The organism is Ruminococcus sp. B05, assembly GCF_003628495.1.
GTDB classification, from domain to species: domain Bacteria; phylum Bacillota; class Clostridia; order Lachnospirales; family Lachnospiraceae; genus Schaedlerella; species Schaedlerella hominis.
Genome location: NZ_RBZR01000002.1, coordinates 238,280 through 255,063, shown reverse-complemented (window position 1 = coordinate 255,063; position 16,784 = coordinate 238,280). Strand labels below are relative to the sequence as shown.

Here is a 16,784-nt window from a genome sequence, read left to right as displayed (position 1 = left end):
AGAAAATCTGCTGGGTTGATTTTGGTAATCAGGAGGTAATTTCAATGGAACGTAGAAATGCATGGACAACATATAATGCAGAAGAATTAAAAAAACTCAATGCGATTAATGAGGATTATAAGAAATGTCTGGACGCAGGAAAAACAGAGCGTGAATGTATTGCACTTACAATTGAAAGAGCAGAGGCAGCAGGCTACAAGAATATCAAAGACGTTATTAAAAGCGGCGAAAAGGTGCAGGCAGGAGATAAGATTTATGCTGTTTGCATGAATAAGATGATTGCTATGTTCAATATGGGAACAAAGCCTTTGGAAGAAGGAATGAATATACTTGGAGCACACATCGACTCACCACGTATTGATGTAAAACAGAATCCATTATATGAAAATGAAGAATTTGCATATTTAGATACGCACTATTATGGTGGAATTAAAAAATATCAGTGGGTAACTATACCGTTGGCTATTCATGGCGTGATCGTAAAGAAAGATGGTACAGTTGTAAATGTAAACATTGGTGAAAAGGATGAAGATCCGGTATTTGTTATCACAGATTTATTGATCCACCTCGCTTCAAAACAGATGGATAAAAAAGCAGCAGGAGTAGTAGAAGGCGAGAACTTAGATCTGCTTATCGGAAGCCGTCCAATTGAACAGGATGAAAGTCTTGAAAAGAAAGAAAAAGAAGCTGTAAAGACAAACGTTATGAATCTCTTAAAAGAGTATTATGACGTGGAAGAGGAAGATTTTATTTCAGCAGAATTAGAAATTGTACCGGCAGGAAAAGCACGTGACTGTGGTTTTGACCGCAGTATTGTTCTGGCATATGGTCAGGATGACCGTGTATGTGCATTTACATCTTTATTTGCAATGTTAGATGTAGAGAAAACAGAGCGTACAGCTTGCTGTATTTTAGTAGATAAAGAAGAAATCGGAAGTGTTGGTGCAACAGGTATGCATTCTCGTTTCTTTGAAAATATTGTTGCAGAGCTGGTTGCTCTTACAGAGGGAGAGTCAGATCTGAAAGTAAGAAGAGCTCTTATGAACTCAACAATGCTCTCATCAGACGTAAGTGCAGCTTATGATCCGATGTATGCAGAAGTATTTGAAAAACGTAGCTCAGCATTTTTCGGAAAAGGGCTTGTATTTAATAAATTTACAGGAAGCCGTGGAAAGAGCGGATCAAATGATGCAAATGCAGAATATCTTGCAAAGATCAGACAGGCAATGGATTCACAGGATGTATCATATCAGTTTGCAGAGCTTGGTAAAGTAGATGCAGGCGGTGGCGGAACAATCGCTTATATTATGGCAAATTATGGCATGGAAGTAATCGACAGTGGTGTAGCTGTTCTTAGTATGCATGCTCCATGGGAAGCAACAAGCAAAGCGGATGTGTATGAAGCATATAAAGGATACAAAGCATTTATTGAAGAAATGAAATAAAAATAGACAAGACAAGCATAATGAATCAGAGAAAACGGATTTTCGACAAGACGCCAAAAAAATATTTAGATACACTAAAAAATATTTAGATAAAAACACTGGAATTGTACAAAATAACCAAAAAAGATTGTTAAAGATTGTACAAAAATAAATCCAAAAAACTTGACGCTCTCCGTCGAAAAGTTTAAAATAAAGTATGCGACTTAGTTCAATAGTATGAATACATATGATTGAAAAAAACTTTAGTAGGAGGTCTTTTAGACATGGCAAAATGGGTTTATATGTTTACTGAGGGTAACGCAACAATGAGAAACCTGCTTGGAGGAAAAGGTGCAAACCTTGCAGAGATGACAAATCTTGGTCTTCCAGTACCACAGGGATTTACAATTACAACAGAGGCTTGTACTCAGTATTACGAGGACGGAAGAAAGATCAACGACGAAATCATGGCACAGATCATGGAAGCAATCGTAAAGATGGAAGAAGTAACAGGCAAGAAATTTGGAGACAATGAGAATCCACTGCTTGTATCTGTTCGTTCAGGAGCAAGAGCATCTATGCCAGGTATGATGGATACAATCCTTAACCTTGGATTGAATGAAGAAGTAGTAGAAGTAGTTGCTAAGAAAACAGGCAACGAAAGATGGGCTCGTGACTGCTACAGAAGATTTATCCAGATGTACTCTGATGTAGTTATGGAAGTAGGTAAAAAATATTTCGAAGAATTGATCGACAAGATGAAAGCTGAAAGAGGGGTTACACAGGACGTAGACCTTACAGCAGATGACTTAAAAGAGCTTGCTAATCAGTTTAAAGCTGAATATAAAGAAAAAATCGGAGCTGACTTCCCAGATGATCCTAAGGAACAGCTGATGGGAGCTATCAAAGCTGTATTCCGTTCATGGGATAACCCACGTGCAAACGTATATCGTCGTGATAACGATATTCCATATTCTTGGGGAACAGCTGTTAACGTACAGGAGATGGCATTTGGTAACTGGTCAGATGAATCTGGTACAGGTGTTGCATTTACTCGTGACCCTGCAACAGGAGAGAAGAAGCTGATGGGAGAATTCCTGATGAATGCTCAGGGAGAAGACGTTGTTGCCGGTGTTCGTACACCACAGCCAATCGCAGAATTAAAGGCAGTTATGCCAGAAGTATACGATCAGTTCGTAGGTGTTTGCAACAAATTGGAAACACACTATAGAGATATGCAGGATATGGAGTTTACTATCCAGGATAGAAAACTGTTCATGCTGCAGACACGTAATGGTAAGAGAACAGCTCAGGCTGCATTAAAGATTGCTTGTGACCTTGTAGATGAAGGCATGAGAACAGAAGAAGAAGCAGTTGCAATGATCGATCCACGTAACCTGGATACATTGCTTCATCCACAGTTTGATACAGCTGCATTAAAAGCTGCTACACCAATCGGTAAAGGTCTTGGAGCTTCTCCAGGAGCTGCTTGTGGTAAAGTTGTATTTACAGCAGATGACGCTGTTGAATGGGCTGCAAAAGGTGAAAAAGTAGTTCTGGTTCGTCTTGAGACATCTCCAGAAGATATTACAGGTATGAAATCTGCTCAGGGTATCCTGACAGTTCGTGGTGGTATGACATCTCACGCTGCTGTAGTTGCACGTGGTATGGGTACATGCTGTGTATCTGGTTGCGGAGACATCGCAATGGATGAAGAAAACAAGAAATTTACATTAGCAGGAAAAGAATTCCACGAAGGAGATGCAATCTCAATCGACGGAACAACAGGTAACATCTATGATGGAATCATCCCAACAGTAGATGCTACAATCGCTGGTGAATTTGGACGTATCATGGATTGGGCTGACAAGTTCAGAACAATGAAAGTTCGTACTAACGCAGACACACCTGCAGATGCTAAGAAAGCTCGCGAGCTTGGAGCAGAAGGTATCGGACTTTGCCGTACAGAGCATATGTTCTTCGAAGGCAACAGAATTGATGCATTCCGTGAAATGATTTGTTCAGAGACAATTGAAGAAAGAGAAGCTGCACTTGCTAAGATTCTTCCAGAGCAGCAGGGAGACTTTGAGAAACTGTATGAAGCTCTTGAGGGTAACCCGGTTACAATTCGTTTCCTTGATCCACCGCTTCATGAGTTTGTTCCTACAGATGAAGAAGATATCAAGAAACTTGCAGATGCTCAGGGTAAAACTGTAGAAGAAATTAAAACAATTATCGATAGCTTACATGAATTCAACCCAATGATGGGACATCGTGGATGCCGTCTTGCTGTTACTTATCCAGAAATTGCTAAGATGCAGACAAGTGCTGTTATCCGTGCAGCAATTAATGTACAGAAAGCTCATCCAGACTGGAATGTAAAACCAGAAATCATGATTCCATTGGTTGGAGATATCAAAGAGCTTAAATATGTTAAGAAATTTGTTGTTGAGACAGCAGATGCTGAAATCGCAGCAGCAGGAAGCAACCTTGAATATGAAGTTGGAACAATGATCGAGATTCCAAGAGCTGCTCTTACAGCTGATGATATTGCAAAAGAAGCTGACTTCTTCTGCTTCGGTACAAACGACTTAACACAGATGACATACGGATTCTCACGTGATGATGCTGGTAAGTTCTTAGATGCTTACTATGATGCTAAGATCTTTGAGAACGATCCATTTGCTAAACTGGATCAGACTGGTGTCGGTAAATTAATGGAAACAGCTATCAAATTAGGTAGACCTGTTAATCCAAAACTTCACATCGGTATCTGTGGAGAGCATGGTGGAGATCCATCTTCTGTAGAATTCTGCAATAAGATTGGTCTGGATTATGTATCTTGCTCACCATTCCGTGTACCAATTGCAAGATTAGCTGCTGCACAGGCTGCTATCAACCAGAAATAGGACACTGTAGGTGACTAATATAGAATGTTAATTAACCTATATAGAAAACCCCTTACATCAATTATGGTGTAAGGGGTTTTTGCGGTGCCATGCGTTCGGAAGAAGCTGCCAGTGTCAGGTTTTGTAGATGAAAAATGTACAAAAGTTCTTGGGGGAGTATGATGATAAAGATAAGTTTAAGATTTGTCGAAAAGATACTCCACCTTATAGCGACAGTTAATTTGTATGCTTCTGAATACTTTTGGTATACTTCTGAATACTTGTTAATTAAGTGAAAATATGCTATGCTGAAAAATATTATAGATAGTTATCTCAGTCGAGAAGACTCCCACTTCTTCGTGTGGTGAGTAATAGCAAAATTGCCTCAGTGGGAGTCAAATCTCCGACAGAGATAAACGCTCCGCGAGGATGCTGATTCTGATAGGAATATGTCAGCTTCACTGACCAGAATCACGCGCCAAGTTTCACGGACGTTCGACTTGAATTTATACCAAGGGGGGCAGTACTGAATATGAAATATAATTTACCAGATCGGGTATTAAGGGAACTTTGTTTTTTTGCACAAAAATATTCTATTGGAAAGCTCATATTGTTTGGTTCTCGTGCACGAGGCACAAATACAGAAAGAAGCGATATTGATATTGCTGTATACGGTGGAGATTTTGATCATTTTTATTGGGATGTTAAAGAGAAAACACATTCTCTCCTGATGTTTGATATTGTACAGGCAGATGAATTAATTTCAGAGGAATTAAAACAGGAAATCGAAAAGGATGGTGTCATAATTTATGAAAAAGCTCGATAATTTTACAAACTGTCTGGCTATATTGTCAGGTGCAGATTTCAAACTGGCAGAAACAAATGATATATATCGAACAGGGATTATTGGACAATTTAATCTTACTTTTGAACTTGCATGGAAAGCGTTACAGGAAATCATGAGAATGCATAGTGTGGAAGGAGCGGTTACCGGATCTCCCCGTGAAATTCTACAGCTTGGTTATAAAATAGGCTTTATCAATGACTCTGAAGTATGGCTGCTCATGTTAAAAAAACGCAATACTTCTGTTCATATATATAATGAGGATGAAGTTGATGAAATGATTATGCTGATACGGGACAGCTTCATTCCGGCTTTTATTGTTCTTAAGGATACATTGGTAAAAAAACTGAATGAAGCTGAAAGTGATTGGTAGTAAGATAAATCAGTATTTGGAGGAGCAATTAACCCGAAATACGAACAGTATAGGGAGGTAAAGATGATTACTATTTTTAATAGAAAAGAATTATCGATCACTTTAGATATGAAAAGACAGTCGGAGATACGTGAAATTTTATCTGCAAATAACATTGAGTATGTAGTAAAAACAACAAATCTACAGAGTGCAACTGTAGTTGGAAGCCAAAGAGCTTATACAGGTAACTATGGAATCAATCAAGACTATTCCTATGAGTATAAGATTTATGTTCGTAAGAAGGACTTTGATAAAGCAGTATGTTTGATTAATTAACGTTCATCTTGCTTTTAATATGGTTTTATGAATAAAAGATGTTGGAAAGGGATGTAATTATGGATTGAAAACTTCCGCTATTATATCGTTGTGACAACAACTAAATTCTTCAAAAGTTACTGAGGTCAGATCCTTTTAATTGGCATTGAGAGAAGATGCAGATGAACGAAATGAAGAAGCAGTAGAAGAAATGCTGAATGAACTGTGGAGGAAGTATTCGGATAAAAACAGGTACTTTACGGACCTTCCGGAAGCTATCATTAATAGCAAAGCTATAAGATTTCAAAAAATGGGAGTGAGATATATGGAGCAATTACTGATTGTTGAAGATGATATTGGTTTGAATCAAGGGTTATGCAAAGCACTGAAAGCAGATGCTCGGCAGATCATTTCCTGCCAAGACCTAAAAACGGCGAAGGAACAGCTGCTTTGCGGCGGTGTGTCCCTGATCCTGTTGGATATCAATCTGCCGGATGGCAGTGGGCTTGAGCTGCTCCGGGAGGTCAAGGAAAACATGCCCGGAGTTCCTGTTATTCTGCTGACTGCCAACGACACCGATCTGGACATCGTAGACGGACTGGAGAGAGGTGCTGATGATTACATTACCAAGCCCTTTTCTCTTTCGGTTTTGCGTGCAAGGGTGAATACCCAACTGCGAAAGCAAGCGTCAAGCCATAAAAATGCGCCGATCCATATTGATCTATTTCACTTTGACTTTGAGGCTATGACCTTTTATGTGGAAGATTCAAAAGTGGAATTGAGTAAAACAGAACAAAAATTACTGCGTCTGCTTGTTGAAAACCGAGGCCGAACCATGACCCGTGGAGACCTTGTAGACCGGATCTGGACAGATGGCGCAGAATATGTGGATGAAAATGCTTTGTCTGTTACGATCAAGCGACTGAGGGATAAGCTTGGCGCACAGAAATATATTAAAACCGTCTATGGAATCGGTTATAGCTGGGTGACAAAAGATGAATAAAACCGGCATTGTGATCATACTGCTGTGTTTTCTGGCGGCGGCAGCTGTTGTGTTATGGGAGCGGAGAAAGGCCAGAAAAACGATGGAAGAAATCGAAAGAATGCTGGACGCTGCCATGACCGGCTCCTTTTCTGAAACCAATTTTGATGAAAGCCGGCAGTCTGCTTTGGAAACAAAGTTTGCACACTATCTTTCTGCCTCAGAAACATCTTCTCGAAATGTAGCGCAGGAAAAAGACAAAATCAAAACCTTGATTGCGGACATTTCCCACCAGACGAAAACGCCGATTGCAAATCTGCTGTTATACAGCGAGCTTTTGATGGAGGAAATTCTGCCTGCATCGGCGAAGGCAAATGTGGAGGCGCTGTACAAACAATCGGAAAAGCTGCGATTTCTGATTGATTCTCTCGTAAAGCTTTCCAGACTGGAAAACGGGATCATTTCACTCTCCCCTCAGCAATCAGTGCTGCAGCCGCTGCTTGAAAGTGTGGTAGAACAATATACTGCCAAGGCTTCTGAAAAAGGATTGTCTTTGCAAATGCAGGATACAGATGCTTTTGCTGTATTCGACTTCAAATGGACAGCGGAAGCGCTGGCTAATATCGTAGACAACGCCATCAAATATACAGAGCATGGCACCATTACTATTTCTGCCGTAAGCTATGAAATGTTTGCAAGGATCGATATATCGGATACCGGTTCAGGCATCCCGGAAAGTGAGCAAGCGAAGATATTTGCTCGCTTTTACCGCTCAAATAGTGTGCAGAAACAAGAAGGGGTCGGCATCGGCTTATACCTTGCCCGACAGATCATATCCGGCGAGGGCGGTTATATCAAGGTTGCTTCCGTTCCGGGAAAAGGAAGTACGTTTTCCATATTTCTGCCGAAATAACAACAATTCTATCAAAACTGTTAGATTTCATTTTCCGCCGGAAAGAATGTGGAAAGATTCCTATGCGATAATCTATATGTATCAAAGGATCATTTCCTTTCATACATACAGATTTTTTCATGGAGGTACTCATTTATGGAAGTTTTACAGGCAAAAAACCTGAAAAAGATTTATGGCTCCGGCAATAACGCAGTTCATGCGTTGGATGGAGTTGATTTAAGTGTAAAGAAGGGCGAATTTGTTGCAATTGTCGGCACATCCGGCTCCGGTAAATCCACGCTGCTGCACATGCTGGGCGGGCTGGATCGCCCTACAAGCGGCACGGTCATGGTGGATGGACAGGATATTTTCTCCCTGAAGGAGGAAGCACTGACAATCTTTCGCCGCAGGAAAATCGGCTTTGTGTTCCAAGCATATAATCTTGTTCCGGTGCTGAATGTGTATGAAAATATTGTTCTACCCATTGAGCTGGACGGTGGCAAGGTCAATAAGGATTTCGTACAGCAAATTGTACAGACACTTGGGCTGGATGATCGTCTGGATGCGCTGCCCAATCAGCTCTCAGGCGGTCAACAGCAGCGAGTAGCCATTGCCCGTGCGCTGGCGGCAGCACCCGCTATCATTCTGGCAGATGAACCCACAGGCAATCTGGATTCCAAAACCAGCCAGGATGTATTGAGCCTTTTGAAAGTCAGCAGTCAAAAGTTCGCCCAGACAATCGTAATGATCACTCACAACGAAGAAATTGCGCAGATGGCAGACCGCATTATCCGTATCGAAGACGGTCGGATCGTCTCCCAGAACTAACGGGAGGTGGCTACGATGAATGTCAAAAATCGAAAATGTATTCGAAAACTCAGCTTAAAATCTTTTTATGCGAACCGTCGTCGCAATCTGATCGCCATTTTTGCCATTGCGCTGACAACGCTGCTATTTACGTCCATGTTCACCATTGTCTTGTCGTTGAACGCCAGTTATGAAACCTACCAGTTTCGGCAGGTAGGCGGCTATGCGCATGGCACCTTTAAGGATGTTTCCCCCGAGCAGGCGGAACGCATCGCTGCCCACCCAAAGGTGAAGGCTACGGGGGCACGGAAGGTAATCGGTATCACTGCGGAGGGGGTCTTTGCCAAAATACCGGCAGAGATCAGCTACATGGATGCCAACTGCACTAAATGGAGCTATGCAACCCCTACTACCGGACGGATGCCCGAAAGCGGCAAAGAGGTAGCCATGGATACGGCAGCGTTGCAGCTGCTTGGCGTAATGCCGGAGCTGGGAGCCGAGGTCACGGTTTCCTATTCCATTACGGACAAGGATCAAACCGCCTTTACTGTAACAGATACCTTTACGCTGGTGGGCTATTGGGACTATGATGAACTAATGCCTGTTCATTACATCAACATCAGCCGTGATTACGCAGATGACATCGAAGCGCAGGCAGTGAAAACAGGTTTACAGCCTTTCCGCACCGATTTGAATGTCATGCTGGCCTCCGGCACAAACATTCAAGGGCAGATGGAGCAGGTGGATACCGATCTTGGTTACACATGGGACAGCTATACTGATCCCAACAGCGTCCGAATCGGCGTCAATTGGGGATATACCTCATCCCAGCTGGAGTCACAGCTCGATCCAGAGCTGATGGTCGCCATAGCAGCTTTTTTGCTGCTGGTGATTTTCACGGGGTATCTTATCATCTATAACATTTTTCAGATCTCTGTTGCAGGAGATATCCGGTTTTACGGGCTTCTGAAAACCATTGGCACAACGCCCCGGCAGCTCAAACGCATCATTCGCCAGCAGGCACTTCTGCTTTGTCTGATCGGTATTCCGGCGGGGCTGCTGCTGGGCTACGGCATTGGCGCTGTTTTGGTTCCTGTTGTCTTGAGCTCCACCCAGTTGGATGCAGGCATCACCACCATCAGCACATCGCCTGTGATCTTCCTTGGTTCTATGCTGTTCGCCTTGTTGACGGTGCTCTTGTCTTGTTCCAAGCCTGGAAAAATGGCAGCTAAGGTCTCTCCGGTGGAGGCTATCAAATATACGGATGCAATGCAGACCAAGAAAAAACGGCGCAGCACCCGGGGAGCAAAGCTCCATCAGATGGCCTTTGCCAATCTGGGACGAAACAAGAAAAAGACGGTACTGGTGGTGTTGTCTCTGGCACTGTCGGTGACACTGTTCAATGCGCTGTGTGCCTTTGTGGGCGGCTTCAGCATGGAGAAGTATGTATCCACCATGACCTGCGCCGATTTTATCGTCAGCACTCCCGACTATTTTCGTTATAACTCGAGTGCAGATGAATTTATCACCCAGGAGCAAATAGAGGATATCTCCGCAAACACAAAGGCCAGTCTTTCCGGCACGGGATATGCTGTGCGAAAAACCTCATACCTGTGGATGACGGAGGATGCTCTGCGGCAGGACTATGCAAGGTATGAAAGCGCCGAGCAGTTGGACAGCCATATGAGCCGTCTGGAGCACCGGGGTAATATGGTGATGGGAGATACCAGAATCGAGGCTCTGGATAACAGTCTGTTTGACAAGCTGCAAGTGTTCGACGGAGATATTTCTTCCATGTTGGAGCCGGACAACAACGCCATTGCCATTGCGGTTTCCTTAGATGACTACGGTAATCTGCTCAATCCTGAATACTATCCCAAGGTGGGAGACACAATTACCGCTACCTATGCGGATGATGTGAAATATATCGACAGCCGCACCGGAGAACTCTGCACCGAAGATACACCGGAGGAGTACCTTCAGGCAAAATTGTATGGAGCCAGAGATGTAGAGTACACGGTCTGCGCCTTGGTAGAACTTCCGAATTCCATGAGTTATCGTTATGGTGGTATTGGATATGACGTAGTTTTGTCTGTAGACACCGCACAGAGGGACAGCGGTGGTGCAGCCATTCCGATGCTCTACCTGTTCGACACAGCGGACGAAGTTGACGAGGCCGAAGCAGAGCAATATCTATCGAAGCTCACTGCCGGTGAGTTTTCGCCCTTGATGTATGAAAGCAAGGCCACGGCTCGCTCTGAATTTGCTCAGTTCCGGCAGATGTTCCTTCTGATAGGTGGTATCCTCTGTGCTATCATTGGGCTGGTGGGACTCTTAAATTTCTTCAACGCCATGATGACCGGTATTCTTTCCCGCCGCCGTGAATTTGCTGTGCTTCAGGCTGTAGGAATGACAAACCGGCAGCTCAAAACCATGCTGATTTACGAGGGGTTGTTTTACGCAATGTCTTCCGTAGCGGCGGCCTTTATTCTGTCGCTGGCGGTGGGACCTCTTGCGGGGAAAATGCTGGGCAGTATGTTCTGGTTCTTTGAGTATCGGTTTACCATTCTGCCTGTCCTGCTGACAATTCCAGTATTTCTTCTGCTGGGGTGGCTGATCCCCTGCATGATGTATGACAACGCAACGAAATGCAGCGTTGTAGAGCAATTAAGGGATGCTCAATAACTGTTAAGCAAAAAACTGCCTCTTGGTTATAATGGCCGAGAGGCGGTTCTTTTTTTAAAAAAGAAATTTGTTTAAGGGAATTATGAAATTTGAAAACGGGTATTATGATCAGATGATCTTTTTAATCCGTAGTTTATTGGAACAGGCATTAAAAACGAATAACAGCCTGAAATTTGCAGTGATGACAGGATGCATGCGCATTTCCAAAGAAAGTATCTTTACGGGGCTTAATAACCTGAAAGTATTGTCCATTACAGATGAACGGTATGATGAATATTTTGGCTTTACAGATATGGAAGTAAAGAACATGCTGGAGTATTATGGGATGGAGGAGCATTATGAAGAGGCCAAGAGCTGGTATGACGGGTATCAGTTTGGCAGTGTAGAAGTGTACTGTCCATGGGATGTATTGAATTACTGTGATAAATTAAAAGACCGTGCGGATTCGTTTCCAGAAAACTATAGGATTAACACCATATGAAACGATGCAAAGTGAAACAGGAAGAGAAATTATCATAAAAGAAGCAACTATGTCTCCTCTCGAATTGGAATCGGGTTTATCCAATGCGTAGAAGGAAAACATAGTCGCTTCGAATGAGTTGTGTCGTTATACTTGTGACACCTCTGTCTAACCTTACTTTTTATTTTTCTGAACCAGGCAGATACTTCCTACACTTCCACTGAGCAATAGAAGCAACATCCAGCAGAGCAGAGTATTGTCGTCGCCCGTTTTTGGATTTTTTGCTGAAGCTTTTGTTGTGCTTGTGTCTTCTTTTTTAACCTCTGTTTTTGGAGATTTTGGCTGTTCTTTCGCAGGTTGCTCCGGTACAGCCGGCGTTACGGGTACAGCTGGTATTTCTGGTGTAGCTGGTGGTACCGGTTCTGAGGACTCTTTGTTTGTCTGAATCATATTCTGTTTTGATGCACTTGCGGCAATTGCATCGGAACCCTGTTCAAAGAAACGGATCAGCAACTCTTCACAACAAGAATATTCTCCGATTTCCGCTGCCTCGGCAAGTGCCGGATAGCTGTCGGAACCTGCTAGATAATTATTAACTGCTACGATGTATTCTTTTGTATTATCCAGCTCCTGCCCATCTTTTTTTACAGAAAGCACGCGTGAACCTTCCGGTTGTGCCGGATCAAAGCTGACGGTGATTCCGCCAATCTGTAGATAACTTCCACTGTCATTTGGCCAGGAATCCCACTCGCCACTATCATTTGCGGCAATACAGTTTTTCTGAATTGTAAGACTGGTTTCAAGCATATTTCTAATTTGTGTACCGGTCAGTTTTTTTGTCACTACATAGTTTCCATAAGGGCTGACATTAATGACATCTCCGTATGTAATCGTTCCGGCTGCGACAGAAGCACGGATGCCACCGGCATTTTCAAAGGCTATATCGGCACCTGTGGCAAGCAGATATGCATCTGTTATGACATTTCCAAGGTTTGTCTGCCCAATACGGATATGCTCCCAGACACCATCTAATTCTACCGGAGAAGAACCGATGACACGATTTAGTGCTGTCTCGTTTTCCGCTTTAATCGTATTTAATATGGCTGTTACAGAAGCGTCCTTCGGATAGTTCTGTGCTGCTTCATAATTGACAGATGTTTTATTATAATCCACATGTACGCTGCCATTTGCATCCAGTGTACAGTTCAAATCAATCAGCCCTATGGTGTTCAGATAATATCCGCTTTCCGATACATAGGCCTTTGATCCGTTTGGCGTCGTCACGGTTTCACTAAGTTCAATATGCTCATGTCCGCACAGCCACAAATCTACACCATCCACCTGTGCAGCCATATTTTTCGGATTAAGCGTGTGTGACAGCGCAATCACTACATCACATCCATCTGTCTTTAATGCGGCAGCTTCCATATTTGCATAAGCTATTGCATCCTGAAATTCCAGTCCCTCCACATTGGATGGAGTTGTTTTGTCTTTCATATTTGGGTCACTTACACCAAACACACCGATTTTTAATATTTTTCCGTTTTTAGTAATTTCCTTTACAAGTGCATCTGTATCAAAAAAGGAGGTTCCATCTACATTTTTGATATTTCCGGATAAAATTTTGACATTGGCAATTCCGCCAAGCTCTTTCAAACGATCTTTGCCGTAGCTCCAATCATGATTTCTGGCGGTCATTGCATCATACCCACAGGATTTCATCAGTTTAGCTACCGATTCTCCCTGTACCAGTGTTGCAATCGGCTGTCCGTGAAAGATATCTCCGGAATCAAGCATCAATGAACCGTCGGCGCCTGCCGTAAATGTCTGTGCAATTGTGCTTAGCCGGTCCATTCCGATCACTTGATTGTAATCATCCTCTTCTACTCGTGCATGAATATCATTGGTATGTACGATTTTTACATCAAATGTTGTACTTTCTGATGCATTTTCTCTAATTGTATAATCATAATTTGTTACTGGTTACAGTACCTGTGACAAGCACCCCTCCTCTGTCAGCAACCCGGTATTATGTCAAAAATCCACGAAAAACCGCAAAATTTTTGTCCTAAAATGTTACATACATCTCTTTGGACAAGCATATAAAAGATAGTAACAGTTCGGTCATAGATTTATGCCAGGACTGTTAATAGAATGTGTCAAAGCACGTTCGACTTGAAATATGGATTTTAAATCCAATTAAACTGTGATGAAGGAGGGAGAAATATGCGAGGAGAAGGAAAACGACATTTGATATTGAAGAAAATTCTTGCATATGCACTTGTACTGATAATGATTTTAGGGATCTGGACAAGCGTATCTAATGCAGCTGAACAATCTGAGTTCAATGTCGAAGAAAACACAATTGAAGAAGCGGCAGACATAACAGAAGAGATAACGACAAATACAGATAGCAACTTAACAGAAGATAAAACCATATCAGATACAGACAGAACAGAAGCTGAAATAGAAGATGTAACTACATCAGATACCACAATGAAAACAGATGCAACGACAATCTCGGATATTGCTATAACAACAAACACAGATACACCACAAGATGCAGAGCTTGATGCAGACACTGCCAAGCCATCTGCACTTGTATTATCGTCTGATGAGAATACGGCACCGGCGCATCGTAAGTATATCAAATACAATGGAGAAGATTCGTATACGCTGACCTTGGATGTGACGGGAAAATATGATTCTACATTGAGCAAACCGAAAATCGATGTTGTTCTTATCGTTGACACATCTGGAAGTATGGATGAGCCGATGGGAGAAAAGTCAAGATTAGAGGTTTTGCAGGATGTAGTAAAAGAAAAGGGCGGTTTGAGTGATTCCATTTTCAACAATGATCAAATTGATGCGAGAATGACAGTTGTAACGTATTACGGGTTAAAGGATTATTGGTATAACTCACCATGGGATGATGCAACCTGGGTAAATGGAGCATGGGCGACAACAAAGTCAGAAGTAGATCAGATTGTAAATGGAATTCGTGTAAATGAAGAAAAATCCGGAACAAACTGTCAGGCTGGCTTGCGTACCGCGAAGGAGGCTTTGGCAAAGGCAGATAGCAGTGCACGTAAGATTGTAATTTTTCTATCGGACGGACTTCCAACGTACAGATATAACAACGATGGTTATACGATAGGAAACGGAAACACAGATCCTTATAATTACAATGCAAATGCGGCTTACAATGAAGCAGCTGCGATGAAAGGCTTGGATCAATTTTACACCATCGGATTTTCGAATAGTGCAGACAGCACATTTTTGAGTACACTAGCGGAAAAAGTAAATACAACTTCCAGTAAAAAATATTATTCCGCAGCGGACGCAGATAAATTGGCGGAGGCGTTTAAACAGATTACGGGAAATCTGACGGAATATACTTGTAGAAGTGTAGTGCTTACTGATACGCTGAGCGATTATGCAGAACTAGAAAATGCAGAACATCTTAATCCGACAGTAAAAGCAACCGCAAGTGACGGAAGTGAGGTGGATTTATCCGGCGTTGATATTCAGACAACATACAATGAAGAGACACGCACAGTAACAGCAACATTTCCAACAGATTACAAATTACAGAAAGATGTGACTTACGCTGTCAGCTTCAATGTCAAACCTACAGCAAAGGCATATGATGAATATGCGGCAAATGAAGACAGTTATGGTGGAGTTGTGGGAAGTATGAACAGTGATGCATGGGATAATGATACAAGCTCAGGTAAAGCTGGATTTTACACAAACGATGCAGCAACCTTGACATATGTTTATGGAGCAGGGGAGGCACAAGCTGAGACAGTGGATTATGTGGAAAAACCGGTACTCCAGGTGAATTCTCTGACCATTCCGGTGAATAAAGAGTGGAAAAACACAGCAAAGAGTGAACAAGTTCCGGTAAAAGTTGAATTGTATCAGGATGGAAAGCTTGCACCATACAAAACGTTGACATTGAATGCAGACAATCAGTGGAGAGCAGATTTTCAACATGTGGCAAAGCATCATCAGTATCAGATCAAGGAACAGGCTTTGGAGGGATTTGTCAGTGCAGTGTCCGGTGATTCGACAAGAGGATTTACAGTGACAAACACGAAGCTGCCTAGTCTTTCTATCAGCAAAAAAGTGACCGGTGAAATGGGGGATATTACAAAAAAATTCCCATTCCGGATTATATTGAAAGATGCGTCAGGAAATCCAATCAACGGAACATATTCATATCGAGGATTCATTTTAGACGATGTAAAAAATGTCACGGCTCCAAAAGACGGAACATTAACATTTGAGCAAGGCGTTGCAGAAATCTGGTTATCTCATGGACAAGGGATAGAGCTTCAGCAGCTTTCACTTGGAACATCTTATAACATAACAGAAAAAGTAAACGATGCAGAAGGGTACCGGGTCAGTTTCAATGGAATCCATAAAAAATCAGTAGATGGAATATTAAATGAAAATGTGAGGATTAATGTTACAAATGAAAAAGAAAATATTCCACTGACAAATGTAGTCACATTTGGCACAAATATGATACCCGGAATCCTTCTTGCAACAGTGGCACTATTTGTATTGGCTGCAATTTCAAAATTGTTTTATGGAAAAAAAGATAAAAAGCAGGATAAGTAATTGAAAAGAAAAATAATATTTCTGATTACAAAAGCTGGCGTACTGATTTTAATATTGTGGCTGTTATTTGGTGTCTGCTTTTCCATTTTTCAAAATAATGATGAGGAAATGAAGCCGGCCATACGGCAAGGGGATTTGATTGTAAGTTATCAGTTGAATAAAAATTATGTATTTCACGATCTGGTGGCAATCGTACAAGATGGAAAAAAGCAAGTAGGAAGAGTCGTAGCGGTGGAAGGGGACATTGTAGATATAGATGACGAAGGGTTAAAAATCAATGGGATGTATGTTCAAGAATCTGACATCCAGGAAAAAACAGAACGCTATGCCGAAGGAATTTCATTTCCGGTCACCTTAAAAAAAGGAGAAATATTTCTCTTAAAAGATGCGAGAGAACATGCAACAGACAGTCGCATTTACGGGGCAGTAAATAAAAAAGACACGTTAGGAAAAGTCATCACATTAATTCGGCGAAACAGATTATAAAAAAATGTAAGTCAAAAGGA

General features: G+C 42.1%; 12 protein-coding genes and 1 pseudogene. 12 read left to right on the top strand and 1 reads right to left on the bottom strand.

All coding sequences use genetic code 11. The annotated features are described in order from the left end of the window. Positions 1 to 44: 44 nt before the first annotated feature. The 10 genes and pseudogenes from D8Q48_RS04170 to D8Q48_RS04125 all read left to right on the top strand — a co-directional run. A complete protein-coding gene (locus D8Q48_RS04170) occupies positions 45 to 1,445 on the top strand; it encodes an aminopeptidase (protein ID WP_121055539.1) in 1,401 nt (466 codons plus the stop codon). Between the two features lie 263 nt (positions 1,446 to 1,708). Continuing rightward, the gene (gene ppdK / locus D8Q48_RS04165) at positions 1,709 to 4,333 is read left to right on the top strand and encodes a pyruvate, phosphate dikinase (RefSeq protein WP_121055537.1); all 2,625 of its coding nucleotides are present in this window, start codon (positions 1,709 to 1,711) and stop codon (positions 4,331 to 4,333) included. 511 nt (positions 4,334 to 4,844) lie between these two features. Then, entirely contained in the window at positions 4,845 to 5,138 is a 294-nt protein-coding gene (locus tag D8Q48_RS04160) for a nucleotidyltransferase domain-containing protein (RefSeq protein WP_117989486.1), read from the top strand. Continuing rightward, complete coding sequence (locus tag D8Q48_RS04155) at positions 5,122 to 5,529, top strand: HI0074 family nucleotidyltransferase substrate-binding subunit (protein WP_117989487.1); 408 nt, start codon at positions 5,122 to 5,124, stop codon at positions 5,527 to 5,529. The genes D8Q48_RS04160 and D8Q48_RS04155 overlap by 17 nt, the downstream gene beginning before the upstream one ends. Before the next feature lie 63 nt (positions 5,530 to 5,592). Then, positions 5,593 to 5,844 carry a hypothetical protein gene (locus tag D8Q48_RS04150; protein WP_118688612.1) on the top strand — a complete coding sequence of 84 codons (252 nt, stop codon included), beginning with the start codon at positions 5,593 to 5,595 and terminating at the stop codon, positions 5,842 to 5,844. Between the two features lie 304 nt (positions 5,845 to 6,148). Further along, complete coding sequence (locus tag D8Q48_RS04145) at positions 6,149 to 6,826, top strand: response regulator transcription factor (protein ID WP_117989698.1); 678 nt, start codon at positions 6,149 to 6,151, stop codon at positions 6,824 to 6,826. Beyond that, the gene (locus D8Q48_RS04140) at positions 6,819 to 7,718 is read left to right on the top strand and encodes a HAMP domain-containing sensor histidine kinase (protein WP_121055535.1); all 900 of its coding nucleotides are present in this window, start codon (positions 6,819 to 6,821) and stop codon (positions 7,716 to 7,718) included. Before D8Q48_RS04145 ends, D8Q48_RS04140 begins: the two co-directional genes overlap by 8 nt. Before the next feature lie 135 nt (positions 7,719 to 7,853). Beyond that, a complete protein-coding gene (locus tag D8Q48_RS04135) occupies positions 7,854 to 8,525 on the top strand; it encodes an ABC transporter ATP-binding protein (RefSeq protein WP_117989490.1) in 672 nt (223 codons plus the stop codon). 15 nt (positions 8,526 to 8,540) lie between these two features. Continuing rightward, on the top strand, positions 8,541 to 11,189 hold the full coding sequence (locus tag D8Q48_RS04130) for an ABC transporter permease (protein WP_121055533.1): 2,649 nt from the start codon (positions 8,541 to 8,543) through the stop codon (positions 11,187 to 11,189). 88 nt (positions 11,190 to 11,277) lie between these two features. Continuing rightward, positions 11,278 to 11,667 (top strand): annotated as a pseudogene (locus D8Q48_RS04125) (AAA family ATPase); the annotation flags it as partial. A 156-nt stretch (positions 11,668 to 11,823) separates the two neighbouring features. On the opposite strand, the gene D8Q48_RS04120 reads toward D8Q48_RS04125, so the two are convergent. Then, positions 11,824 to 13,566 carry a 5'-nucleotidase C-terminal domain-containing protein gene (locus D8Q48_RS04120; protein ID WP_279230728.1) on the bottom strand — a complete coding sequence of 581 codons (1,743 nt, stop codon included), beginning with the start codon at positions 13,564 to 13,566 and terminating at the stop codon, positions 11,824 to 11,826. Positions 13,567 to 13,875: 309 nt separating this feature from the next. Here D8Q48_RS04120 and D8Q48_RS04115 point away from each other — a divergent pair, with 309 nt between their 5' ends. Both D8Q48_RS04115 and lepB read left to right on the top strand, forming a co-directional pair. After that, entirely contained in the window at positions 13,876 to 16,278 is a 2,403-nt protein-coding gene (locus D8Q48_RS04115; protein ID WP_117989493.1) for a Cna B-type domain-containing protein, read from the top strand. Then, positions 16,279 to 16,764, top strand: coding sequence for a signal peptidase I (gene lepB / locus D8Q48_RS04110; protein ID WP_121055529.1), 486 nt, complete (start codon positions 16,279 to 16,281; stop codon positions 16,762 to 16,764). It begins immediately after the preceding gene. Positions 16,765 to 16,784: the final 20 nt, after the last annotated feature.

What these genes read in the sequence shown, in the direction of transcription:
- D8Q48_RS04115 (WP_117989493.1), top strand. Translation starts at nt 13,876, where the DNA reads ATGCGAGGAGAAGGAAAACGACATTTGATATTGAAGAAAATTCTTGCA.
- D8Q48_RS04170 (WP_121055539.1), top strand. Translation starts at nt 45, where the DNA reads ATGGAACGTAGAAATGCATGGACAACATATAATGCAGAAGAATTAAAA.
- D8Q48_RS04150 (WP_118688612.1), top strand. Translation starts at nt 5,593, where the DNA reads ATGATTACTATTTTTAATAGAAAAGAATTATCGATCACTTTAGATATG.
- D8Q48_RS04140 (WP_121055535.1), top strand. Translation starts at nt 6,819, where the DNA reads ATGAATAAAACCGGCATTGTGATCATACTGCTGTGTTTTCTGGCGGCG.
- D8Q48_RS04160 (WP_117989486.1), top strand. Translation starts at nt 4,845, where the DNA reads ATGAAATATAATTTACCAGATCGGGTATTAAGGGAACTTTGTTTTTTT.
- ppdK (WP_121055537.1), top strand. Translation starts at nt 1,709, where the DNA reads ATGGCAAAATGGGTTTATATGTTTACTGAGGGTAACGCAACAATGAGA.
- D8Q48_RS04130 (WP_121055533.1), top strand. Translation starts at nt 8,541, where the DNA reads ATGAATGTCAAAAATCGAAAATGTATTCGAAAACTCAGCTTAAAATCT.
- D8Q48_RS04135 (WP_117989490.1), top strand. Translation starts at nt 7,854, where the DNA reads ATGGAAGTTTTACAGGCAAAAAACCTGAAAAAGATTTATGGCTCCGGC.
- D8Q48_RS04155 (WP_117989487.1), top strand. Translation starts at nt 5,122, where the DNA reads ATGAAAAAGCTCGATAATTTTACAAACTGTCTGGCTATATTGTCAGGT.
- D8Q48_RS04145 (WP_117989698.1), top strand. Translation starts at nt 6,149, where the DNA reads ATGGAGCAATTACTGATTGTTGAAGATGATATTGGTTTGAATCAAGGG.